This window comes from Dyella tabacisoli (assembly GCF_003350925.1).
Classification (GTDB): Bacteria; Pseudomonadota; Gammaproteobacteria; order Xanthomonadales; family Rhodanobacteraceae; genus Dyella_C; species Dyella_C tabacisoli.
The window spans coordinates 45,732-70,297 of sequence record NZ_KZ857185.1 but is presented as its reverse complement, the minus strand read 5'-3'; the positions used below and the strand labels follow the sequence as shown (position 1 = coordinate 70,297).

Below are 24,566 nucleotides of genomic sequence, written 5' to 3'. Positions count from 1 at the left end.
TATTGACCGTCAGTACCGGCATCGCAAGATTTTTCGTGCTGCTTAGCAAGATGCGTTGTTGCATATGGAACGATCTAATTAGATCGTTCCAATAACAGCTACCCGTTAAATGAATGTGACATTGTCGAAAAATCTTCGATCACTGCTCGGCAGCTTTGCGCTGTTGGCGGTCACGTTCGCCCATGCCCAGGTCTCGATCATTCCGAGGCCGCAGCAGCTTGAATCCCAACAAGGGCATTTCGTACTGGACCGGCATACGCGGATCCATGCGCCAAAAGATACGCGCTCACAAGAAATTGCCGCTTTCTTACGCGCGTCGATTGCCGAGCAAAGCGGCATCACCCTATCGGATAAGCAACCACCCACGAGCACCTCGATCGAACTGGAGCTCGATCCAGGCATACAGGGCGATGAGGCGTATCGGCTCACGGTAACGCCGGCGTACGTCAAGCTTGCAGCCTCCAGCGACAAGGGCCTGTTCTGGGGCGTACAGACCTTACGTCAGTTGCTGCCACCCGCGCCGGACAAGACCACCGCGGATAAAGCCGACGACGCGCACGTAAATATTCCAGCGGTACGCATCGTAGATGCGCCCGCCTTCGCTTATCGCGGCCATATGCTCGATGTGGGCCGCCATTTCTACCCCGTCCCCTTCATCAAGCAGCAAATCGACCTGCTGTCGTATTACAAGCTCAATACCTTTCGCTGGCATCTCACCGAAGACCAGGGCTGGCGAATCGAGATCAAGCAATACCCCAAACTCACCGACGTCGGCGCCTGGCGCACAGAAGCCGATAGCAGCCGTTACGGCGGTTTCTACACCCAGGAGCAAATCCGCGACGTGGTCGAATACGCCCGTTTGCGTGGCGTGATGGTGATACCGGAAATAGAGATGCCAGGGCACGCCTCAGCGGCACTGGCCGCGTATCCCGAACTGTCCTGCACCAAACAGCCGATCAAGATCCCCAGTGAAGGCGGCGTTTTCAAAGACGTGCTCTGCGTAGGTAATGAGTACACCTTCACCTTCTTGCAAAACGTGCTGGACGAAGTAACCGCGCTATTCCCTGCCCCTTATGTACACATCGGCGGTGACGAAGCGCCCAAGGATCGCTGGAAAGACTGCCCGCCCTGCCAGCAACTGATGCGTCGCGAAGGCTTGCGCGACGAGGAAGGACTGCAAAGCTATTTCGTTAAGCGGATCCAGCGTTATCTCGCCAGCAAGGGCAAGACCATGATCGGCTGGGACGAAATTCTCGAAGGCGGCGCGGACCAGTCCGCTGTCATCGAAGTCTGGCGCGGCGAAGCCGAAGGGCGCAAAGCGCTCGCCAACGGCAATCGCATCATCAATGCGGGGCCGTTCTATCTCGACTCACCGCTGCTGCAGTTGAAGCTTGAAGACGTCTATCGCACCGATCCCCTCGCCGACCCTGCCTATGCCGCACATCGCGAACTGGTATGGGGCGCCGAAGCCCCGCTGTGGAGCGAGCGCGCCGACCCGCTCAATGCCGAAGCCAAGCTGTATCCGCGCCTGCAGGCATTTGCAGAGATGCTATGGAGTGCCGGCAAGCGCGACGACGCAGCCTATGCCGACTTCAGGCGCCGCCTACAGGCGCATTACCACCAGCTTGATGCCTGGCAGATTGCCTACGGCCCTGAAGACAGGAATCTGGTCGAGTACGAGGCCAGCCTGAACCCACAGCGCGATGGCTGGCGCCTGCATGCACGGCGCGGCTTCGACGATCTGCAGAACCACTACACAATCAACGGCGATACACCAGATCAGACCTCGCTGGCATTCACCGATGAGCTCAACATCCGCACACCCGGAGTCCTGAAAATCGCGCCTTTTCGCCATGATCGCCCTTACGAGCATGCGCACAGCTTCACCCTGGTGCAGAACCTCGCGCTGGGCAAGCCGATCCGCTTCGCTACGCCGCCGCACCCTCGCTATAGCAAGAACAGCGCGACCGCCCTGGTCGATGGCGTACTCGGCAGCGATGACTTCAAAGACGGCACATGGCTCGGCTGGCAAGGGGCGAATCTCGACGCCACGATCGACCTGCAACAGGCACACATCATCCACTCGATCAGCATCGGCTTTTTGCAGCAAGAAAGTTCATGGATACGGCCGCCGAAACGGGTGACGTTTGAAACCTCGGACGACGGCCGGCACTGGCAGCGCCAATACACCAGCGATGTGGCGCTGATTCCGTCCGATAGCACTTCGCCCATTCGCGGGGTGGAATACACAGCCGAGCATCCGCTGACTGCACGATTTATCCGTGTCATCGCCGACCGCTACGGAAAATTCAATAACAACGAGAGCTGGACGTTCGCCGACGAAATTCTCGTGCACTGACGTCACATCAAGCCCGCAGTCATCTCATAAGAATCATTCGAGCTCGAATACATCGAGCCAGCATCAAGCATCCCAACAACAAAACATTCAGATGTTTTCTCTTTTCAACGCCGGAGGGGTCCATGCGTACACACACCACGAAGTCGAATCCATGTAACGAGAGCCGATCAGGCCGAAACGGGTTTCGCCACACACGAATCAGCCTGGTATTGCTTTCACTGCTTTGCACGTCCCCGCTATGGGCGCAATCGATGACCGGCGGCATCTACGGCAAATTGAAAGATGCGCAAGGTGTCACCGTGGTGGTAAAGAACCCCGCTACCGGCTATGAAAACACGCTGACGCCCGATAAGACCGGTTACTACAACGTCAGTAATCTGGCGCCGGGCACCTATACCGTGCAGCTAATTAGAAATGGCAGCGCTACCGCCGAGCAGGCGCTCAGTGTGCGCGCAGGCGCCGCCTCGCCCGCGGTTTTTGCGGCAGCGACCAATACCCCTTCCGCAGCAGAGGTCAACGCCAAGAATCTGGATGTCATCTCGGTCAGCAGCACCACCACGTCGGTGAATACGATCGACGTAAGCACGGTGGAAAACACCCAGATCTGGAATCTCAGCGACGTCAACAACCTGCCCGTTTCGGCGCGCAATCTTGAAGGCATTGCCACCCTGCAATCCAACGTAAGCGCCGCCGGCAAACTCGGCAGCGCGCAAGGCTACTCAGGTGGTTTTGTGCAGTTCAACGGTGCCGCACCCGACGAGAACCGCTATTACATCAACCAGTTCGACACCACCAACGGCTCGAACATGCTGCAACCTACCGGCGTGCCGGACGAAGCCATTAGCACCATCCAAATCAAGAGCACGGGCTATGGCGTGCAATACGGCAGCACCACCGGCGGCGTTACCTCCGGCACGATCAAGCAAGGCAGCAACATCTTCAAAGTGGGCGGCAGCATTTATTTCACCCCACCGACCTCGTCTTGGTTAAACCCGAATGCGCCCAATGCGCGCAATAAAGAAGACACGTCGAAGTACAACATCTTCAGCTCGGCGACTCATACGCAGAGTCAGATCACCAATAACCTATGGTCTTCCGGCCCGATCCTGAAGGATCAACTGTTTTATTACGCCTTGTTCACCAACAAGGGCGGCTCTCCGCAAACCACCTATGACCAGAACAGCGGCACCACCAAGGATGTGTTCAATCAGAACCCCTCGCATGGCGGCCTGATTAACCTGACCTGGAATATCAACAAGGATCACACGCTGGACTGGCTGCTATACCGGGAGAACGACAATAGTCGCCACACCCAGTACGCACTCAGCGATCCGTATAACCCCGGCAGCGCCAGCGCTACGCCATACAACTACAGCCATGGCATCAATAACGAATGGCTGAGCGTGCTCAATTACACCGGCAAGATTACCGATACGCTCAGCATGTCGGCGATGTACGGCTATCTGCGTACGCGTTACTACACCCATACATTGAGCGACGATCAAGGTGGCAGCCTGCCCTCCGTGTCGTACTTTGACCCAGCTACTCAGAAAATAGTGGTCCCGCCGGGAGGTACCGGGCCGGCCACCGTGAACTCGCCTTTCGTCTACGACAAAAAGGGCTATCGGCTGGATTTCGACTGGTACCCGGTCGAACAGCATCATTTGAGCTTCGGCCTAGACCACTACAACTACGTCGCCACTATCGTCACCAACACCAATCCTCTGGGTGCCTGGGCATACAACATCAACAACTGCCCTCCTGGCCAAGGCAGTTGCGCGCTGCCTAATGGCGCCTTGCTGGCCAACGGCACACCGTACGTGTCTTCGGCGATCTCCTATCAAAACGACGTCAATCGCAATATCAACAAAAGCATCTATCTCGACGATACCTGGCAGGTCAGCAATAACGTGCTGCTCTATGCCGGACTACGCCACGACACCTATGTGTCCAAGCTCGACACCGGACAGACCTATTTGCGCATGCCCTACAATTCGCCGCGCTTTGGCGTGTCCTGGGACGTGCATGGCGACAGCAGCCTGAAGATCGGCGCAACCCTGGGGCGTTACGCAGAAGGACTCGGCGTCAACTACAACGATCTGGCGGGTGCGGCTTATATCTCGCAGATGTACTACTACACCTACAACTGTGCCAGCGCCAATTGCGCCGACCATGGCTATCTCCCACAGAACCTGCAGCAGGCCGGCGCACCTACCGGTGTCGTCGGCAATCTGCCGGCCACGGTGGATGGCCAGGTTTCGCACAACATCAGGCCCAGCTATCAGGACAGTGCGTCGATCTACGCCCTGCAGCAGTTCCATAACAGTTGGACCGCCGGTGCCACGTTCTACGTGAGCAAGCTGCGTAATCTGATGGAATATTGGAACGGCGCCACGCTGGTCAATAACTACCTGAGCGCCAATGGCTATAACTATCAGCTCCCGGCTAATGGATTGGGCTATCTCTACAATCCAGGCAAGTCGCTCGACCTCACCTTGCCGTCGGGTCCCGGCGGCGCGCTGCAGCGGGTGGTCATCCCCAATAGTTACCTGGGCATGCCCAAGCCAGAGCGCAAAACCTATCAACTGACCTTTACCCTCGATCACGCAGCCACCGCCGAAGAGCCATGGTTCCTGGATGTCTCCTATACCTGGCGGCATCTGTTCGGCAACACCACCGGCGCCGTCAACGCCACCGGTTCGGCCAACAGCAACGTCTGGAGCAACGGCTATGACCAGAGTTGGCAGGCGCCCGCCTTCCTCGACGGCGCTGGCGGCAATTTGCAGTCGGATGCGAAGAACACGCTCAAGATCAATGGCTATTACCGGTTCTCGTACGGCCTGCGCCTGGGCGGCATGTTTACTGCGTCGTCCGGCGTCCCGCTTAGCTGCTACAGCAACTATCCCTATCCTGACGACGGTCGTCTTTCGGCCAACGGCAATTCGCAGGACAGCTACTACTGCGGCAACCGCCTGATCTCGCGCGGTCACGCCGGCAAAACCGGGTTCTGGGATCAGTTGGACATGGATATCGGCTACGACTGGAAGCTCGCAAGCAATAGCCTCAGCCTGGATTTGAAGATGACCAATGTCTTCAACCGCAACGCCGTGCTGCAGAAAAACCAGGTCTACAACGCCAACGTCAACGACCCGACGCCGTCGCCGACCTATATGACGCCCAACCTGTTCCAGGCGCCGCGTTCGACCATGCTGGTGTTCCGCTGGCAGTACAACTGATCCAAAAAAAACCTCCCCTGTTTCCAGGGGAGGTTTTTGGGACGGCTAAATACTTGTCTTACCTGCGGCTTAGATCGACTCGCCGTCGCCACGCATCCGCACATCGCCCGGATGCATCTCGGTACGTCCGGCATGCTCGGCGCGCTGCGATACGAAGAAGCGCTGTACTTTCTGGCACACCTCCATGGTGTTCTCGCGCGCGATCGCCGAGACCAGGAACCATGGCTGGGTCCAGCCCAAGCGCTTGACGATGTCTTCGGCCACGGCTTGGCGCTCTTCCTCGGGCAGCACATCGGCCTTGTTCAAGACCAGCCAGCGTGGACGATCCAGCAGCTCGGCGTCGAACTTGGAAAGCTCATGCTCGATCGCCCGCACCTGCTCAGCCACGTCGGCACCGTCCAGCGGCGCGACATCGACCAAATGCAGCAACAAGCTCGTGCGCGCCAGGTGGCGTAGAAACTGAATGCCCAGCCCCGCACCATCGGCAGCGCCTTCGATCAAGCCGGGAATATCGGCAATCACAAAGCTCTGGTCGGTACCAAGGCTGACCACACCAAGATTCGGGTGCAGCGTCGTAAACGGATAGTCGGCAACGCGCGGCGTCGCGGCGGAAACCGCACGAATAAAGGTGGATTTGCCGGCATTGGGGAAGCCCAGCAGACCGACGTCGGCCAGCAGCTTCAGCTCCAGCTTCAGTTCGCGCACTTCGCCCGGCGTGCCTGGCGTGGACTTGCGCGGCGCGCGATTGACCGAACTCTTGAAGTGGATATTGCCCAGGCCGCCCTTACCGCCCAGCGCCACCAGCAGGCGCTGACCGTGCACGGTGAGGTCGCCAATGGTCTCGTCAGTATCGACATTAGTAATCACCGTGCCGACGGGCACACGGACGACGGTGTCATCGCCGCCCTTGCCGTACATCTGGCTGCCCATGCCGTTCTGGCCGCGCTGCGCTTTGAAGCTGCGCTGGTGACGGAAGTCGATCAAGGTATTGAGCCCTTCGTCGGCAATCAGCCAGACCGAGCCGCCACCGCCGCCGTCGCCGCCGTCGGGACCGCCGAACGGGATAAATTTTTCGCGCCGGAAGCTGATGCAACCGTTACCGCCGTCGCCGGCAAGTACCTTGATGATGGCTTCATCGACAAATTTCATGGTTTAGGCCAGTGCATAGTGAATCGGGAATAGCACATCGGGGAATTGCAAGCTTGGACATGGTACGGGAGTACAGGCCGGGGGTTTACCCATGGCCGATTCCCGCGGCTCCATCGCCGCCCCGAACAAACGAAAAGCCCCGCCGAAGCGGGGCCTTCGATACAACATCGACCAGGCTTAGGCCTTGACGACGCTGACGAACCTACGGTTCTTCTCACCGCGACGCTTGAATTCGACGGTACCGTCGACCAAGGCGAACAACGTGTGATCGCGACCCAGGCCAACGCCCGTACCCGGATGGAACTGGGTGCCGCGCTGACGCACGATGATGTTGCCGGCTTCGATAGCCTGGCCGCCGTAGATCTTCACGCCCAGGTATTTCGGGTTGGAATCGCGACCGTTGCGGCTGGAACCTACGCCTTTTTTATGTGCCATGACTGTTTGCTCCAGTTACTCAGGCGTTGATGCCTGTGATCTCGATTTCGGTGAAGTGCTGACGATGTCCCTGCTGCTTTTTGTGGTGCTTGCGGCGACGGAACTTGATGATGCGGATTTTATCGGCACGGCCGTGCTTACGCACAGTGGCGCTGACGGTGGCACCGGCCACAACCGGCGCGCCCACGGTGATCGACTCACCGGAACCGACCAGCAGCACCTGGTCAAAACTCACGTTGGCGCCTTCTTCGGCTTCGAGCAGCTCCACGCGCAGGACATCGCCCTGCTGAACGCGGTACTGCTTGCCGCCGGTTTTAATGACTGCATAGCTCATTGGGAATATCCCTTCTGTCGTTATTCTCTTGGGGTTCGCTCAGCCAATCAGGCCAAAACGAACGCGGGAGTATAACGACCCACAGCCAAGCTGGTCAAATCCTGACCAATGCCAGTACAGGCCATCTGGCCTCGACCGCCCGAAAAACCTGCCTTAGAACAATATCTTAACGCTTACCTTTGGCTGGTGCGGCTGGCTTTTGCGGCTGGGTATTGGCTGGCGCAGCCGTTGCCGGGCAACGGCCATCAGCGCCGAGTGTACCCTTTTGCTGCAACTGCAGAATCATCTCCTTGCCGCGCTCCTGGCCCCATTGGTTACCCACCTGCATGCCCTCGGCCATGGTCTCGGGCATTTTGGCGATGACCTTTTGACCCAGCGGCGAGCGATAGAACTTCAGCAAGCCGTCGACATCCTCGGCGGTAAAGTTACGCTGATAAATGGGAATCATGCGGCCGATCAATTGCTGGGTGCCATTGGCGTCGACAAAGCCTTGCCAGTAGCTGCCCGGCACGCAGGGCAAGGACTGCTGCATGATGGTGGCCATGCGGCCATTCATCTGACTGAGCATCTTGCCCACGCCAACCGCATCCATGAGCTGACGCACCTGATCTTCGCTAGGCTGTGCCGCTATCGCCTGCCCGGCACACACCGCCAGCATCAAGCCGGCACCGTATTTGGTCCATGGGTGGATGGTCATAACTATCCTTTAGTTATCGCAGCCCAGGTGGCTGCGGGCTTATTAAGCCATACCCGCGATAGACAAACTTTCCTGACACCGGGCAATAAGTAACCTGTCTAGTTTGGTATAGTTCACTTTTCCCCCGTCCCCAGGCGTTATGGACACCATCCGCATCCGCGGCGCACGCACGCATAACCTTAAAAACATCGATCTGGACCTACCCCGCGACCGGCTGATCGTCATCACCGGCCTGTCGGGCTCAGGCAAGTCGTCGCTGGCTTTCGACACCATCTATGCCGAAGGACAGCGGCGCTACGTCGAGTCGCTATCGGCTTATGCCCGACAGTTTCTGTCGATGATGGAGAAACCGGACGTCGACCATATCGAAGGCCTGTCGCCGGCGATTTCGATCGAGCAGAAATCCACCTCGCACAATCCGCGCTCCACCGTGGGCACGATTACCGAGGTGTATGACTATCTGCGCCTGCTCTACGCCCGCGTCGGCACGCCACGCTGCCCGGACCACGGCATTCCACTGGAAGCCCAAACAGTCAGCCAGATGGTCGACGCCACGCTTGGGCTGGATGCGGAAAAGCGCTTTATGCTGCTGGCGCCGGTGATCCGTGGGCGCAAGGGCGAGCATGTGCAGGTGTTTGAACAACTGCGCGCGCAAGGTTTCGTGCGTGCCCGAGTCGATGGCGCGGTCTATGACCTGGATGCGGTGCCGCCGCTGACGTTGCGTCAGAAGCACACCATCGAAGTGGTGATCGACCGCTTCCGTCCGCGCGACGACATCAAGCAACGCCTGGCCGAATCGTTTGAGACCGGGCTGCGGCTGGGTGACGGCCTGGTGATCGTGGTCAATATGGACGACCCGAAGGCTCCCGAACAACTGCTTTCCTCGCGCTACTCCTGCTCGGTCTGCGATTACTCGCTGCCTGAATTGGAACCGCGGCTGTTCTCGTTCAATTCGCCGGTCGGCGCCTGCCCCACTTGCGATGGCCTGGGCGTAACCCAGGTATTCGACCCGGCCCGCGTGGTCGGCCACCCCGAACTGCCATTGTCGGGCGGCGCGGTGCGTGGCTGGGATCGCCGTAACGCGCATTATTTTCAACTGATCCTGTCGCTGGCCAACCATTACGGTTTCGAAGTGGATACGCCATGGCAACAGTTATCCGCCCCGGTGCAACAGGCGGTGCTGTATGGCAGCGGCAAGGACAAAATCCAGTTCCGTTATCTCACCGAACGTGGCGGCAAGGTTACCCGCGAGCATGCCTTTGAAGGCATCTTGCCGAACCTGGAACGACGCTACAAAGAAACCGAATCGTCGGCGGTGCGCGAAGAGCTGAGCAAATACATCAGCGATCAGCCTTGCCCCGATTGCGCCGGCCAGCGCCTGAATCGCTCCGCACGCAATGTGTTTGTCGCCGACCATGCCCTGCCCTCGCTCACCCATCGCTCGATCGACGATGCCCTGGCTTTCTTCGATCAATTGAAGCTGGCCGGCTGGCGCGGCGAGATCGCGGTGAAGATCGTCAAAGAGATTCGCGAGCGGCTGATCTTTCTCAATGATGTGGGCCTGAATTACCTCACGCTGGATCGTCAGGCCGACACCCTTTCGGGTGGCGAGGCTCAACGCATCCGCCTCGCTTCGCAGATCGGCGCCGGCCTGGTCGGCGTGATGTATGTGCTCGACGAGCCATCGATCGGCCTGCATCAGCGCGACAACGAACGCTTGCTCGGCACGCTTACCCGCCTGCGCGATCTTGGTAACACGGTGATTGTCGTCGAGCACGACGAAGACGCGATACGCGCAGCGGACCATGTGCTGGACATCGGCCCTGGTGCCGGCGTGCATGGCGGCGAAATCGTCGCTCAAGGCACGGTGAAAGACATTCTTGCGTCGCCCCGCTCGGTTACTGGTCAATACCTGTCAGGCCGTCGGTCGATCGAGGTGCCGCAAGAGCGCCGGCAACAGCTCGACCAGGATTCGTGGCTGCACCTCAAAGGCGCCAGCGGCAATAACCTGAAGAACGTCGATCTAGCCATTCCAGCAGGCTTGTTTACCTGCATCACCGGCGTGTCCGGCTCGGGCAAATCCACCCTGGTCAATGACACTTTGTTCCGCCTCGCCGCGGCCGAGCTCAACGGCGCCAGTGCACAGCCGGCACCGTACAAGTCGATCGAAGGCATGGAGCTGTTCGATAAAGTGGTCGACATCGATCAGTCTCCGATCGGCCGCACGCCTCGCTCCAACCCAGCCACTTACACCGGCTTGTTCACTCCGCTGCGCGAGTTGTACGCGCAAGTACCCGAGTCGCGCGCACGCGGCTATACACCGGGCCGTTTCAGCTTCAACGTGCGCGGTGGCCGCTGCGAGGCTTGCGAAGGCGACGGCATGATTAAGGTGGAAATGCACTTTCTGCCGGATGTCTACGTGCCTTGCGATGCCTGTCACGGCAAGCGCTATAACCGCGAAACGCTGGAGATCCACTACAAGGGCTTCACCATCGCCGACGTGCTCGGCATGACAGTAGAGGATGCACTGAAGCTGTTCGAGAACGTGCCGACCATCGCGCGCAAACTCGATACCTTGCGCTCGGTTGGCCTGGATTACATCAAGCTCGGCCAGAGCGCGACCACCCTGTCCGGCGGCGAGGCGCAGCGCGTCAAACTGTCCAAGGAATTGTCCAAGCGCGATACCGGCCGCACGATCTACATCCTCGACGAACCGACCACCGGCCTGCACTTCCACGACATCGAACAGTTGCTCGACGTACTGCATCAACTGGTCGAGCAAGGCAACACGGTCGTGGTCATCGAACACAATCTGGATGTCATCAAGACCGCCGACTGGATCGTCGACCTTGGCCCCGAGGGCGGCGCCGGTGGCGGCCGTGTCCTGGTTGCCGGCACGCCGGAAACCGTGGCCACCACGCCCAGCTCATACACCGGCCACTTCCTCGCACCTCACCTCAACATGACCAGGCCGGCCAAAGCCCTTAACAAAGCCACGGCAAAAAACGCCAAGGCCAAGAACGACAGCAAAGCCAGCCCAGCGGCACGGAAAAAGAAAGCATGAGTTCAAGCAGCACCCTCTCGCCCGAGGCCGATAACTCGCCTTTGGCTCAAACCGGCGACGAGCCCTTGTTTGTCGCCTCGATCGGCGTGCGTTGGCGCGACCTGGATGCGTTCAACCACGTCAACAATTCCAACTTCCTCACCTATCTCGAAGAAGCTCGATTGCAGTGGCTAAGGCATGTGCCTGGCCCTTGGTTCAACGAGCATGCGATGCCGGTACTGGCCGCCAGCGAAGTCAATTATCGCCAGCCCATCGCATGGCCGGCACAGTTGCATATCGAACTGTCGTGCGAGCGGCTGGGCAACAGCTCCATGACGATCGCTCACCGCATCATCGACGCCGAGCAGGCCGATCGCCTCTACAGTGACGGTAAGGTGGTGATGGTGTGGATGAATCCCACTACGGGCACTCCCGTGCCGTTGCCGCAGGCGATCCGCGAGGCTGTGACCTTAGTCGCCTAAAGGCTCACCCCTCCCCAACCCTCCCCCGCAAGCAGGGGAGGGTGCGATGAGGCGAACGTTTGGCCCCTCCCCCTGCTTGCAGGGGGTCTGTTGGCTCTCAGATACCGAAGCTTCATGCAGCCTCAGTAAGATGCTCGGCGACCACCTCACTGGAGTTCGCCTGTGAACCTGTTCCGTATACGCACCCTGGCCCTTGCCTGTATTGCTGCTACCACGACCGCGACGGCCGCACCGGCCGATCACACCGAGCTCACTCTCTATCGCAGTGATGACGCCGCCTTATTCGGCACCGGTGATGGAGGCAACGTCCAGGCCGGCTACGCCGTCGCACGCGAACCGCGCCAATTGGATCTGAAAAGCGGCGTGCAAGATTTGAGTATTGGCGGATTGCCCTTGTTTCTCGATACCGAGGCCCTCTCGCTATTCGTCGAGGGCGATGCAGCCAAGGTGCTTTCCCAGCGCCTGCGTCTCGGGCAAGGCCAGAACGCCGCGCTTGGCAGTCTGGTCGGTCAATCCATTGAAGTGTTAGGCAACAATGCCCAACCGCTGGCCAGCGGTACCTTGCTGCGCGCGGGCAATGGCCTGCTTGTGCGTGACGCCGCGGGCAATACCAGCCTGATTCGCGACTACGCCGCCGTGCGCGCGCGCGGCAATTTCAACACCGGCTCCAGCCTGGAATTACGCGTGGATGCCGCTCGTGCAGGTACGGCCAAGGCCATGCTGAGCTACCCGACTTCCGGGCTTGGCTGGCGCGCGGCCTACATCGGCACCTTGCTGCCCGGCGCTAGCTGCAAGATGCAATTCGAATCACGTGCCAGCATTGCCAACCGAAGCGGCCGCGACTGGAGCGGCGTGCAGCTCAAGCTCATTGCCGGCGAACCTCATTTCGCCAAAGCTTCGGCGCCGCATCCCGTGATGATGGCTTATGCCGCGGCACCGCGCGCCAAGGGCGCGAACGCTGATCTGCCCGAGCAATCCACACTCGCCGATTATCGCGTCTACAACCTGCCTGCCGCCGTCGATCTACCCGATGGCAGCGTGAGTCAGGTGCCCTTGTACGCCACCCGCACGATCGATTGCGAGCGCACTGCGCTCTATGAAGCGGGTGGTAGCTGGCTACCACCGCATCCGATGATTGGACGCGATTTCAATCAGGGTAGTGGTGGCGAGGTTATCAGCACGCTGCGCTTGCACGCCTTTGACAGCTTGCCCGCCGGCTATCTGCGCGTCATGAGCGCCGACCGCGACGGCACGCCCCAATTCATTGGCGAAGGTCGTATCAATGACACCCCCAAGAACAGTGACGCCACCATCACACTGGGTACCGCATTCGATCTGCGCGCCGAGCGCGAGCGCACGGCCTTCAACGTAGACAAGGCTGGCCGCACCTTGAACGAAACCTTCCGCATCAACTTGAGCAATGCCAGCGATAGTGCGCGTATCGTCACGGTGCGCGAGCATCCCAACCGCTGGCGGCAATGGACCTTGGTATCGTCGTCCAGCAAACCCAGCCAACAAAAGCCGGACTTGCTGGAATTTCGCATCGAAGTCCCCGCTGGCGGCAAGGCGACACTCGACTATGCGGTGCGCTATGAATGGACGGCTGACGAACAACCACAATAAGAGCTTGCTCAAAGTCTCTTGGCACTCACCTCACCACTGATCGGGACAGTCATGCTTAACCTCGTCACCCACGATGCGATCACTGAGATCAACCTCGCGCGGCCTCCGGTCAATGCGCTCAATCTCGAACTGTTGCAAGCGCTACGCCAGGTCATTGACGAAGCCGTGCGAAGCGGCACGCGCGGCATCGTGCTGTCGGGCGCGCCTGGCATGTTTTCCGCGGGCGTGGATGTGCCGGCCTTGCTCGGCCGCGACCGAGCAGGCGTGCACCAGTACTGGCATGAATTTTTCACTACATGCGCCGTGCTGGCACGCTCGCCGGTACCCGTGGTCGCTGCAATCACCGGCCACAGCCCTGCCGGCGGTGCCGTGCTGGCCTTGTTCTGCGACTACCGGGTGATGGCACAGGGAACGTTTCGCATCGGCCTCAACGAAGTGCAGGTTGGGTTGGTCGTACCGGAATGCATCCAGTTCGCCATGCGCCGCGTAGTGGGCGCTTATCGAGCCGAACGACTTTTGGTCGCCGGTGCGATGGTCGAATCGGAACAGGCCCTGAGCTACGGCTTGGTCGACGAACTCGCAGCGGCAGAACAAGTGGTTCCGCGTGCCATTCAGTGGCTCAATCAATTGCTCGCGTTACCGCCGCGCGCGATGTTGGCCACCCGTGCGCTGGCCCGCGCCGATCTTGCCGATGCTTATGCCGATGTCGATGCCTTGCCGCTCGACGATTTTCTCGATGGTTTCTTTCACGAGGAAACACAGTCAGTGCTGCAGCAGCTTGTGGCACGGCTTAAAAAGAAAGGCTGATGCTTGAGCAAACCAGAGCATCGAGTGAGGCAGTGGCCTCATTCGATGCTCTCCAGCGCCTTAGTGCGGATTTCGCAGCGACACCGACACCCTGCTATCAGCTCCCTTGCCGGAAAACACCCCGTCGTCGGTGATGACTTGCACAACGATGTCCCGTGCCGGGTGTGTCCGCTTGCCCTCGCTACCGATGATGCTTACTCGCACCGTGTCACCCTGCTGCTGGGCGCGATAGCGAGTAAGGCGGTAGTTGCCCTGCCGATAGCCATAACCCTCGCCCGCGTCCTCATAAAGCCTGCCTTGCGCCTCGCCGTGCGCATCCAGGCACACCAGCAAAGTGAGCGGATCGAGCGATTCTTCGTTAGTGTTCTGCACCACCCTGCCCAATGGCACGATCGCGCCGCCACGTAATTTCAAGGTCGCCTGATAGGGGTCGCCAGCCTCGCCATCAATCAGCGAGACCTTGCGCCAGATACCCTTGGGCAACGCCGGCTGATGCGCCCAGGCCGGCACCACCAGCAAGTCGCGACCAAGCAAAAAGGCCTGCTCCTCACTACGCAGCCGCGGATCGCGCGGATCGGCAAAAAACACCGGCTGCATCACCGGCGTACCGTCCATCGAAGCATCGTGGAACAGCGTGTAAAGATAAGGCAGCAGGCGGTAGCGGCGCTCGATCGCTATGCGCGCGGTGTTCTCGACCGCCGGCCCGAAAGCCCAAGGCTCCTTCTGTTGCGGGGCCTTGATGGTATGCCCTCGTGAGAACGGATAGAACGCGCCGACAGCGATCCAGTTCGCCCATAGATCCGGGGTCGCCTCGCCGCTGAAGCCACCGATATCCGGGCCGCTGAACGGCTGCCCCGACAGACCGAGATTGATCGACATTGGAATCGACATCTTCAGGTGATTCCAAGTGGAGGCGTTGTCGCCGGTCCAGGTCGCGGCGTAACGCTGACCGCCGAGGAAGTTGGCCCGTGTCAATACAAACGGCCGCCGATCTGGCAGCGCAGTCTGGATACCCTCGCGAGTCGCACGCGTCATCAACATGCCGTAGACATTGTGATATTGCAGATGCGGGCCGGGTGGCAGTTCGCCACCGCCACGATGCCAGTTGTCGTCCGGCATGGTCATGCTCAACACCTTGAACACCGACGGCTCGTTCATATCGTTCCACACGCCGTCGACACCTTGCGCCATAAACCCTTGATACAGCGCCGACCACCAATGGCGCGTCGCCGGCATGGTGAAATCAGGGTAAGCCACCGCGCCCGGCCAGACTTCGCCGTGATATTCGCTGCCATGGGCATCTTTCACCCACACGTCTTGCGCGGTGCCGCGGTCGTATACCGCATAGCCAGGATCGAACTTCACGCCGGGATCAATCATCCATACGCTATGAAAACCACGCTCGTGCAAAGCGTTATTGAGCCGCTTCGGATCGGGGAAGTCCTTTGGGCTGAAGGTAAAGACACGAAACCCGTCCATGTAGTCGATATCCATCCAGATCACATCGACCGGAATCTTGCGCTTGCGAAATTCATCGGCGACTTCGAGTACCCGCGTGTCCGGCGTATACGACCAACGCGATTGCTGGTAACCCAGTGCCCAACGCGGCGGCAACGGCATCCTGCCGGTGAGTTCGGCCAGGCCCTGCAGTACGGCTTGCGGCGATGCGCGATCGATCACGATCACCGGCATCGGCGGTCCACTCGAAGCAAATACGATCTGCTGCCCGGTATCGAGCTCGGCGCGCCAACTGGAGTCGAACAGCACGCCAAATGCGCTGCCATCCTTGCGCACCCCCAACACCCATGGGTGCGACTGGTATAGCTGATGCCCGTCTTCGCGGGCGTATTCGAAGTTGTCGGTATTCCACAGGGTGATCTTGCTGCCATTGCGGCGCAGCGGCCCGGTCACCTCACCGGTGCCGTACAGATCCGCTCCTTCGGGCACCTGCACTGTGACGCGGGTACCTGTACTGCGTTGTGCGAACTGCGGGCGGATGGCCCAGTCCGATGGTGGCGAGCCCTGCGATACCGGCGGCTTGAGCAGTGCAAGCGAAGCCGGATAAGCCTTCATGCCTTGCGGCAGAAACGCCACGATGCCATCGCCGATTTTTTCGGCGCGGCCGATGGCGATGACCTCAGACGGCGGTTTGACGGCCATCGCGATAGCACTGATCTGCCACAGTGACAGCACCAGCAAACTCTTGGTGAATAGCTTCAGCATGCAATGCACCTGATGATGCGGGCAGGCAAAACAAGCACGGTAATTTCAATGGCTCGTATCGTCTCGTTCAATCGGCCGCGAAGGATCGCTGATCCAGCCACTCCATGACGGCGCATATAAACGCGCACCGTTCAGCCCGGCATATTCCATCGCCAATAAGTTGTGACAGGCGGTAACTCCTGAGCCGCACATATGCACTACCTGGGCGGGCTTCGCGGCTCCCAATACTGCAAGAAATTCTCGCCGCAATACCTCGGCCGGCTTGAAGCGCCCCTGCGCATCCAGGTTGTCGCTGAATGGTCGGTTCGATGCGCCGGGAACATGGCCGGCAACCCGATCGAGCGGCTCGATGTCGCCGCGATAACGGGGCGCGGCACGCGCATCTAACACTAACTGATCGGATGCGTTACGCAGTGTCTCGTGATCGAGTACGACCTGGCTAAGGTCGTAGTGCCGTTCGACATGGGTTGGTTGTCGCACTGGTATCGCCGTCTCTACGGGCAAGCCCGCTGCCAACCAGGCCGCATAGCCACCGTCCAGCACGGCCACTTCGGGCGCGCCCACCAGTCGCAACATCCACCACAGCCGCGCGGCCGCCAGCGCGCCATGTTGCGTGTCGTAGCACACCACTTGCAGGCCCGGATGCCAGCCCCAGCTCGACAGTAACGCCGAGAAGGCCGACTCCAACGGCAACGGATGCCGACCCAATCCCAATGCCTGCCGCGACAGGTCGGAGAGCTCGTGGTCGAGGCTGGCAAATACTGCCCCTGGAATATGTCCTTCGCGGTAATCACGCTCGCCTCGGCCGGGATCGGCCATATCGACGCGGCAATCGACGATCAACACTTGTCCGGGGGGCAAAACCGCGAGAGCCGCGGCATCGATCAACGTCGTGTGAAGGCTCATGCGCATCCCATCCTATGCAGCAAATTCAACAATATCGCAGCGGTTGCACCCCAGATACGATGACCACCGTGGACGAACTCCACCATCGGCCGCTGATGACCGCGAAATTCCATCGTATAGCGGCGCAAGTTGGCCGGGTTCAAAAGAAATGCCAAGGGCACTTCGAATACTTCAGCCACCTCGGCGGGCGCCGGATACAAGGGTGCGTGCGCATCGATCCAGGCGACCACCGGGGTGACGCAAAAACCGCTGATCGTCTCGAAGCAGTCCAGATAACCCAGCGGGGTCACCAGCGCGCGATCGAGGCCTATCTCTTCCTCACTCTCGCGCAAGGCGGTGGTCAGCGCATCGCCATCCTCAGGGTCGGTACGACCGCCAGGAAAAGCGACCTGCCCGGCATGCGCCTGTAAGTGATCGGTACGCACCGTAAGCACCAGCCGCGGTTGCACACCCTGACGCAGGCCGACCAGTACGGCTGCCGGGCTGCGCGGCGTATCGCCAAGCAGCTCAGCCATTTCGACATGATTCCAACCGGGCGCGGTCGGCGGTGACGACAACGGTCGCAGCGCGGTCAACAGCGCGGACAGTTGCCCTTCCGTCATGGTGCTAGACGCATCATGGTATTGAACGCGCAGGCAAAACATCGCGCATGTAATGCAGCCGCTCGGCATCGCTCATGCTGCGCCACCGCGCAATCTCATCCCCACTGCGCTGACAGCCGATGCAATAGCCGCGCGGGTCCAATCGGCAAATGCCGATGCAAGGCGTTAAAGGAAGGGCTGTAGCGGCAGTAGATTCGTTCGGCATGAGCCCGTCATGCTAGCCGATACGCGGTCATTCGGCAGCAAAAGTGTGTGTCTATGGCGACTCCGGCGGCTTGATGTCGAGCAGCTCAATCTCGAATACCAGCGCCTCGTTCGGGCCGATACGCGGCAAGGCGCCCACCTCGCCATAAGCCAACTGCGGCGGAATCACCACTTTCCAGCGATCGCCGATATGCATGCGTGGAATGACATCCTGCCAACCGCGAATGACTTTATCCGCCGCAAAATGTACCGGCGCACCGCGTGCCCAGGTGCTGTCGAATTCGGTACCGTCGACCAACATGCCCCGATAGTTCACCGTGACAATGCTGTTGACGGCCGGATTGGCCGCACCGTCACCTTTTTTCAATACCGCGTACTGAACACCTGACGGCAGTTGCACCACACCGGACTGCTGACGGTTGCGCACCATGTAGTCGGCGCTCTTGCGTGCATTGGCCGCGGCGATGCGCTTGTACTCGGCCACCGCGCTATCGTGCATTTGCTGGTCCATGCGCTGTAGCTGCTGGTGCATGTCCTGCATGGGTACCGACGGCGGGCGTTTGGCATAGGCGTCCTGGATCGCCTTTTGCAGGACGGCGATATCCACCTCCGGCTCACCGCTGACGAACTGGCTACCGATCTGGTAGCCGATCGCATAAGACAACTTGGCCTTATCCGGCTTGACCGACGGCGTACCGGGCGGCACGGCGCGGTTCTGTGCATGCGCCAGACCTCCCAGCAACAACATGCCCAGAGCCAGCCAACACCGTTGTCTCATGCCATCCTCCATCACTGTGCGCGAACCCTACCATGCTAAGCGGTTATGGCAGATCGTGCAGCGCTGCCGGCGTCTCAAAAGCTGCTCGGCCTCCATATAACCATGGGCGCTGAGGGCAGGCCATAAGAAAGCCTGCTGTACCAAAGGTTCCCGCTGCTAACATGAACACTTTACCCGTCAGATAACCGTTATGGCCTATCGCAACCTGGAAATCAGCAATCGCGGCGCAGTGCGCACCATCACTGTAAACCGCCCGGACAAGCTCAATGCACTCAATCGCGACACCCTCAACGAACTGAGCCTGGCCTTTGCCCAAGCCGCCCAGGACGATGCCGTCCGGGCAGTGGTACTGATGGGTGCTGGCGAGAAAGCTTTTGTCGCCGGTGCCGACATTGCCGAGATGAATGGCTACACACCGGTGCAAGCGCAGGGCTTTTCGCGCACAGGGCAACGGTTGATGAGTTCAATCGAACGACTAGGTAAACCGGTAATCGCACGCATTCAGGGCTTCGCCCTGGGCGGCGGCATGGAGCTGGCAATGGCCTGCCATCTACGTATCGCCAGCGAGAAGGCGAAATTCGGCCAGCCAGAAATCAATCTTGGCCTGATTCCCGGTTTTGGCGGCACCCAGCGCCTGCTGCGTCTGGCCGGTCGCGGCGCAGCGCTGGAGTTGTGCCTTACCGGCGCGCCGATCGGCGCTCAGCGCGCCTACGAACTGGGACTGGTCACCCGCGTGGTCGCCGCTGAAGCGCTGGACGAAACGGTAAATGCCCTGGCCGATCAACTTGCTGCCGCAGCGCCCTTGGCCGCCGCAGGTATTCTCGACGCCGTGCTGCAAGGCGGTGAGACCACCATCGACCAAGGCCTGGAATTTGAAACGCAGGCGTTTGCGCTTGCCTTCGCCACCGAAGACATGCGCGAAGGAACGACAGCGTTTCTGGAGAAACGCAAAGCGCAGTTCAAAGGGCGCTAAGCAAGCGCATGAGCTTGGCGCACTAGGTCTGATCGCTGCGACGCGCAGCGATCGGACACAGGCTTAGTGATGCCCGCCGCGATAATTTTTCTCGCCGGCCATCACGCGCAGGTCCATACGGTTTTCCGGTGGAGCTAGTGGGCAGGTCGCGAATGCGGTGAAGGCACATGGCGGGTTGTAGGCCTGGTTGAAGTCCAGCACTACCTTGCCGTCTTTAGGCAACGCCACGTCGAGAAAGCGTGCCGCGCCATAGGTCTCGTGACCCGAAGTGCGGTCGGCGATGACGAAGAACAGCGAGCCGGGCTCTTCCTGGATCGGCATCAGCTCGTAAGTGTGGCCATCGCGTTGAAACACGGCTTTGCCTGGCACTTTTTCCTTGTTCACCGTGCCCAGCACCGAGCCAATCTCAAGCTCGTGGGGTGGATCGAACGGCACCCAGTCGGCAACGACACGCCAGGACGGATCCGCCGGAAAATAATCCAGCCCAAGAAAATGCGTGCGTGTCGTGGCGTTGCTGTCCTTCACGCGCAGGCCTTTGCGGCCGTCGCGATCAATCACATAAAAATTTGCCGTGCCGAATGCCACGGTAGTTGGCTTGGCGTCGCCAGCATGCGCATCGTCAACCAGGATCGCTTCATGCAGTGCTTTTTCGTCGATGGTTGCGTTACTGCCTTTGGCTAGCACTATGTGCATGGCCCCGTTCTTATCCAGCGTGATAACGCCCAGATGTGCAGGACCTGCCTTCAACACGATGTCGTTGTCGCTAGCGCTGCCGACGCGATTACTACCCTCGTTCAACCATTCCAGCCCGATCAGGCTCAGCCAGCCGTTAGGCGCAGTGAGACTGGCGGCGCGCTGCTGCTGCCATTGCTGAATGTCACGCTGATAATCGGTAGGGGAATCAACAGTATCGGCATGCACGACGGCAACTCCAAGGCTAAAGGCAATACTCGCTAGGACATAACGGAACAAGGCACACCCCCACTCGAAAGACCTATCAGTATGGACGGCCAAAACTTAAACCATCCGATCAACGACCACGCATAAACAATCGATCCAATTCACCCAGGCTCAACTGGGTCCAGGTCGGGCGACCATGATTGCATTGACCCGAGCGCTCGGTGGCCTCCATCTCGCGCAATAGCGCATTCATCTCAGGAGGGGTAAGTCGGCGACCGGCACGCACGGAACCGTGGCAAGCCATCGTCGAGAGCAGTTCATTTTCCAACTCTTGCAGCCGTCGCGAACTGCCGTGCTGGGCGAGCTCCGCCAGTACATCGCGGCAAAGCTGAGCGACATCGGCGCCCTCCAGCAAGGCAGGAATACGTCGAATCACGACGCCAGATGGACCACTGCGCGACAGCTCCAGCCCCCAATCGGCCAAAGCCTCGGCATGCTCTTCCGCCGCGGCGGCCTCTTTTGCGCTGACCGAAACGTTCAATGGCACAAGCAACATCTGCGAACGCAAATTGCTGCAGGCGCGGCCGGCTTTCAGTTTTTCGTAGGTGATGCGCTCGTGTGCGGCATGCATATCCACCAGCACCAGACCATGTGCGTTCTCGGCAAGAATGTAGATATTTTTGAGCTGGGCGATGGCAAAACCCAACGGCGGCGCCTCACTTTCATCGGTCGCCGGAAACGGCTCGGCACTGCGCTCGCGTGGCGGCTCGCCCAATAGTGCCGCATAGCCCGCCAGTGGCTCGTCACGCACGCCCAGATTCAACCGGCTTTGACTGAACTGGTTTTGATAGACGCTGCCCTGATGAGAGGGGTTGTAACTGGACCCACCGGACGGTGACGCCCCCGATGCCGCGTACGATGCCGCAGTCGCTCCGGACGCCATGGTCAGCACACCGTCCACCGTTTGAGCGGTAGAAACGACCTGCCCGGCTCGCGTTTGCGCCAACGCCTCGTGCAAGGTGCGGAACAAAAAATCGTGCACCAGCCTCTGCTCGCGAAAACGTACTTCATGTTTGGCTGGGTGCACGTTTACGTCCACCCCTACCGGGTCAAGCTCCAGATACAGCACAAAGGCCGGGTGGCGACCGTGGAACAAGACATCGGCATAAGCCTGGCGCACCGCATGCGTTACCACACGGTCGCGCACCAGACGCCCATTGACATAAAAGTACTGCGAATCAGCCTGTGAACGTGATGCGGTCGGCAAGCCGACCCAGCCGGAAAGATGCAGCCCAGCCACCGCATGATCGATGCGTAGACTCTGCGCCGGAAAATCCTCGCCTAATACTTCGGCGACACGTTGCAAGGCCGCCTGCTCATCGCGCACGGCCTTGAGAATACGTACCGGCTTACCGTTGTGGCTAAGACGAAACTCGACCGAGCTGCGCGCCAGAGCCAGCGATTTCAGCAAGTCGTCGATATGCGCAAATTCGGTGCGCTCGGCGCGGAGAAACTTGCGTCGCGCCGGCACGTTATAAAACAAATCGCGCACTTCGACACTGCTGCCCTGCGGATGCTGGGCGGGCCGCGCGGCCTGCGCCTTGCCACCATCCACCTCGATGCGAAACGCAGCGTCTTGCCCGCGCGCGCGCGATGTCAGCGCAAAACGGGCCACCGAGGATACCGAAGCCAACGCCTCGCCGCGAAAGCCCATGCTGGCGACGTGCTCGAGATCGTCGAAACTGCCGATCTTGCTGGTCGCATGTGAGGCGACTGCAAGCTGCAGTTCGTCTTGAGCGATGCCACCGCCGTCGTCGCGCACACGAATCAAGCGCGAGCCGCCTTGCTCGATCTCCACTTCGATCCGCGTAGCGCCGGCATCGAGACTATTCTCGACCAACTCTTTGACGACCGATGACGGGCGTTCAATGACCTCGCCGGCGGCAATCTGGTTGATGAGTTCGGGGGGAAGCGGACGGATAGCAGACATGCGGCAAGCTTAAAGCCTGCGCCCGCCAGTGGGAACGTCAGCTTATCGTCATGACGAATTAACCCGCAGGAATGGCCAGCATCGTACCGGCGTGTACCGTTTCGCCACTGAGACCATTGGCGCTCTTCAAGGCCCCGATGCTCACGCCGTACTGACGGGCAATACTGCGCAGGCTCTCACCGCGGGCGACACGATGCAGGTCGCGTATATCGGCATCGGCAGCCTTGGCAACACTGGGCGCCGCATCCTTGCTCGCTACCGTTGCGGCTACCTTGGCATCGGTGTCAGCGGGAGCGGGGGTATCACCGTCATCTTTACTGGCCGGCTGAACGCCATTACGCCGAGCAGCCTGCGCGGCAAACCAGGTGCCTTGCGGCGGCGTGGATTCGAAGTAATTCTTCACCCCCCCCATGACCGCCTCGGCGAGCCGAGTCTGATGACTGGGATCGCGTAGCTTGCGCTCTTCGGTCGGGTTGCTGATGAAGGCGGTCTCGACCAGGATCGACGGCACATCGGGCGAGCGCAGCACTACGAAGTTCGCGCGCTCCACATAGCCACGATGGGTCGGCCCAAGGTTACCCAGTGCTTTCAACACGTTGCCGGCAATCGATTCGCTGGCTTGCATGGCGTAACCCTGCTGCAAATCGAGCAGCACGGCAGCCAGGCTGTCGTCTTTATCGTCCAGCGAAACACCACCGATCAAGTCGGCGCGGTTTTCGCTGTCTGCCAGCCAACGCGCGGCTTCGCTGGTTTTGCCGCGCGGAGACAATACCCACACGGAAGAGCCTCGCGCATCGCCATTGACGAAGGCGTCGGCATGAATCGACACAAACATATCCGCGTTGTTCTCGCGGGCGATCTGATAGCGCTGCTTCAACGGAATGAAAAAGTCGGCATCGCGGGTCAGCACGGCCTTCATACCGGGCTGGCGATTAATTTGCGCCGCCAGCTCGCGGGCGACGGCAAGCGTGACGTTCTTCTCCAACGTGCCGCTGGGGCCATGTGCGCCCTGGTCCTTGCCGCCGTGGCCGGCATCAACCGCCACCACGACTTTGCGCTGGCCGTTCATCAGCGCGGCAGCTTGCCGCGTGGACGCCATGCCGCTTTGGCTGGCCTTGAGATTGCTCTTGGACGGCGCTTTAGTGCTGGTCTTGCTCGGAGCAATCTCGGTCGGGGCAGTTACGGCGGCAACGGGTGTGCTGTCTTCATCAGCCGCCTCGACGCTAGTCGGCTTTGCCGTAGCGCTACCAGGGTAGACGTCCAGCACCAACCGGTAACCTAAATCGGCTGAGGGTTTGACCAGAAAGCTCTTGATCCGGCTGGATGGCGCGATCTTGGCCGTCAACTGCAGGCGATCACCCTGACGATCATCGCTCAAGCCTTTGTACAAACCTTGCGCAGCGGGTGCTGCAAAACCGCTGGCGATAGCGCTGCGATCCAGGTTGAGCACAACTTGATCGCCATTTTGGTCGAATTTGTAACTCACCGGGCCGGAAATATCGAGCACCAGCCGGGTGTATTCAGGGCCGGCCCAGACTCTGGCCGACTTCACATCGGCGGCCTGCGAGGCGCATAGCGGCAGCATCGCCAAAGTGGCGAGACAGGTGTACAGACAAAGTCGCGTCGGATATCCCCTCATAGGGCGGCATTGAAGCGCAGCACTTTCCTGAATGCAAGTGTTTTTCCCTTGAATATCCATAACCTGCAAGCTATTCGTCACACTGTATCCAGCTATAGCCTGCAAGCCGCGCATTCAAAAGGCATCCCCGGCAGATCCTCTTTCGGCAAAAAATCCAAGGCGGACGCGTAGTTAGCGCAAAAGCAG

Annotated in this window: 17 protein-coding genes and 1 pseudogene; 7 read left to right on the top strand and 11 right to left on the bottom strand. The window is 59.9% G+C overall.

Annotation, left to right across the window (positions count from 1 at the left end; all coding sequences use genetic code 11):
• The first annotated feature begins 121 nt into the window (after positions 1–121).
• Both DVJ77_RS19980 and DVJ77_RS19975 read left to right on the top strand, forming a co-directional pair.
• On the top strand, positions 122–2,359 hold the full coding sequence (locus DVJ77_RS19980; protein WP_162791605.1) for a glycoside hydrolase family 20 protein: 2,238 nt from the start codon (positions 122–124) through the stop codon (positions 2,357–2,359).
• A 251-nt stretch (positions 2,360–2,610) separates the two neighbouring features.
• Positions 2,611–5,595: a TonB-dependent receptor gene (locus DVJ77_RS19975; RefSeq protein ID WP_162791604.1), complete on the top strand. Its 2,985-nt coding sequence runs from the start codon at positions 2,611–2,613 to the stop codon at positions 5,593–5,595.
• A 69-nt stretch (positions 5,596–5,664) separates the two neighbouring features.
• On the opposite strand, the gene cgtA is transcribed toward DVJ77_RS19975, so the two are convergent.
• The 4 genes from cgtA to DVJ77_RS19955 form a co-directional block, all read right to left on the bottom strand.
• Positions 5,665–6,744, bottom strand: a complete 1,080-nt coding sequence (gene cgtA / locus DVJ77_RS19970; RefSeq protein WP_114847294.1) for an Obg family GTPase CgtA — start codon at positions 6,742–6,744, stop codon at positions 5,665–5,667.
• A 177-nt stretch (positions 6,745–6,921) separates the two neighbouring features.
• Positions 6,922–7,179, bottom strand: coding sequence for a 50S ribosomal protein L27 (gene rpmA / locus DVJ77_RS19965; protein WP_114847293.1), 258 nt, complete (start codon positions 7,177–7,179; stop codon positions 6,922–6,924).
• 19 nt (positions 7,180–7,198) lie between these two features.
• On the bottom strand, positions 7,199–7,513 hold the full coding sequence (gene rplU / locus DVJ77_RS19960; protein WP_114847292.1) for a 50S ribosomal protein L21: 315 nt from the start codon (positions 7,511–7,513) through the stop codon (positions 7,199–7,201).
• A 166-nt stretch (positions 7,514–7,679) separates the two neighbouring features.
• Positions 7,680–8,210, bottom strand: a complete 531-nt coding sequence (locus DVJ77_RS19955) for a DUF2059 domain-containing protein (protein WP_114847291.1) — start codon at positions 8,208–8,210, stop codon at positions 7,680–7,682.
• Positions 8,211–8,349: 139 nt separating this feature from the next.
• On the opposite strand from DVJ77_RS19955, the gene uvrA reads away from it, so the two are divergent.
• From uvrA to DVJ77_RS19935, 4 genes are all read left to right on the top strand, one after another.
• Positions 8,350–11,274 carry an excinuclease ABC subunit UvrA gene (gene uvrA, locus DVJ77_RS19950; RefSeq protein WP_114847290.1) on the top strand — a complete coding sequence of 975 codons (2,925 nt, stop codon included), beginning with the start codon at positions 8,350–8,352 and terminating at the stop codon, positions 11,272–11,274.
• Positions 11,271–11,735, top strand: coding sequence for an acyl-CoA thioesterase (locus DVJ77_RS19945; protein ID WP_114847289.1), 465 nt, complete (start codon positions 11,271–11,273; stop codon positions 11,733–11,735). The genes uvrA and DVJ77_RS19945 overlap by 4 nt, the downstream gene beginning before the upstream one ends.
• 162 nt (positions 11,736–11,897) lie before the next feature.
• Complete coding sequence (locus tag DVJ77_RS19940; protein WP_380038185.1) at positions 11,898–13,358, top strand: DUF4139 domain-containing protein; 1,461 nt, start codon at positions 11,898–11,900, stop codon at positions 13,356–13,358.
• 51 nt (positions 13,359–13,409) lie between these two features.
• A complete protein-coding gene (locus tag DVJ77_RS19935) occupies positions 13,410–14,165 on the top strand; it encodes an enoyl-CoA hydratase/isomerase family protein (RefSeq protein ID WP_114847288.1) in 756 nt (251 codons plus the stop codon).
• A 60-nt stretch (positions 14,166–14,225) separates the two neighbouring features.
• Here DVJ77_RS19935 and DVJ77_RS19930 read toward each other — a convergent pair whose 3' ends face one another.
• The 4 genes and pseudogenes from DVJ77_RS19930 to bamJ form a co-directional block, all read right to left on the bottom strand.
• Positions 14,226–16,388, bottom strand: coding sequence for a TIM-barrel domain-containing protein (locus DVJ77_RS19930; protein ID WP_191983728.1), 2,163 nt, complete (start codon positions 16,386–16,388; stop codon positions 14,226–14,228).
• Positions 16,389–16,433: 45 nt separating this feature from the next.
• Positions 16,434–17,294: a sulfurtransferase gene (locus DVJ77_RS19925; protein WP_114847287.1), complete on the bottom strand. Its 861-nt coding sequence runs from the start codon at positions 17,292–17,294 to the stop codon at positions 16,434–16,436.
• Positions 17,291–18,101: pseudogene (locus DVJ77_RS19920) on the bottom strand (NUDIX hydrolase). The gene DVJ77_RS19925 and the pseudogene DVJ77_RS19920 overlap by 4 nt, the downstream one beginning before the upstream one ends.
• Positions 18,102–18,152: 51 nt before the next feature.
• Entirely contained in the window at positions 18,153–18,878 is a 726-nt protein-coding gene (bamJ, locus tag DVJ77_RS19910) for a BamJ family beta-barrel-assembly machinery protein (RefSeq protein WP_191983727.1), read from the bottom strand.
• 190 nt (positions 18,879–19,068) lie between these two features.
• Between bamJ and DVJ77_RS19905 the strand changes: the two genes are divergently transcribed.
• Positions 19,069–19,851 carry an enoyl-CoA hydratase-related protein gene (locus DVJ77_RS19905; protein ID WP_114847283.1) on the top strand — a complete coding sequence of 261 codons (783 nt, stop codon included), beginning with the start codon at positions 19,069–19,071 and terminating at the stop codon, positions 19,849–19,851.
• A 63-nt stretch (positions 19,852–19,914) separates the two neighbouring features.
• Here DVJ77_RS19905 and DVJ77_RS19900 read toward each other — a convergent pair whose 3' ends face one another.
• Genes DVJ77_RS19900 through DVJ77_RS19890 form a run of 3 tightly spaced genes read right to left on the bottom strand, consistent with a single transcriptional unit; the run spans position 19,915 to position 24,380 of the window.
• Positions 19,915–20,823 carry a DUF1684 domain-containing protein gene (locus DVJ77_RS19900; RefSeq protein ID WP_114847282.1) on the bottom strand — a complete coding sequence of 303 codons (909 nt, stop codon included), beginning with the start codon at positions 20,821–20,823 and terminating at the stop codon, positions 19,915–19,917.
• Between the two features lie 58 nt (positions 20,824–20,881).
• Positions 20,882–22,741, bottom strand: a complete 1,860-nt coding sequence (gene mutL, locus DVJ77_RS19895; protein WP_114847281.1) for a DNA mismatch repair endonuclease MutL — start codon at positions 22,739–22,741, stop codon at positions 20,882–20,884.
• Positions 22,742–22,799: 58 nt separating this feature from the next.
• Positions 22,800–24,380 (bottom strand): N-acetylmuramoyl-L-alanine amidase, encoded by a 1,581-nt coding sequence (locus DVJ77_RS19890; protein ID WP_114847280.1) that lies wholly within the window; start codon positions 24,378–24,380, stop codon positions 22,800–22,802.
• Between the last annotated feature and the right edge of the window lie 186 nt (positions 24,381–24,566).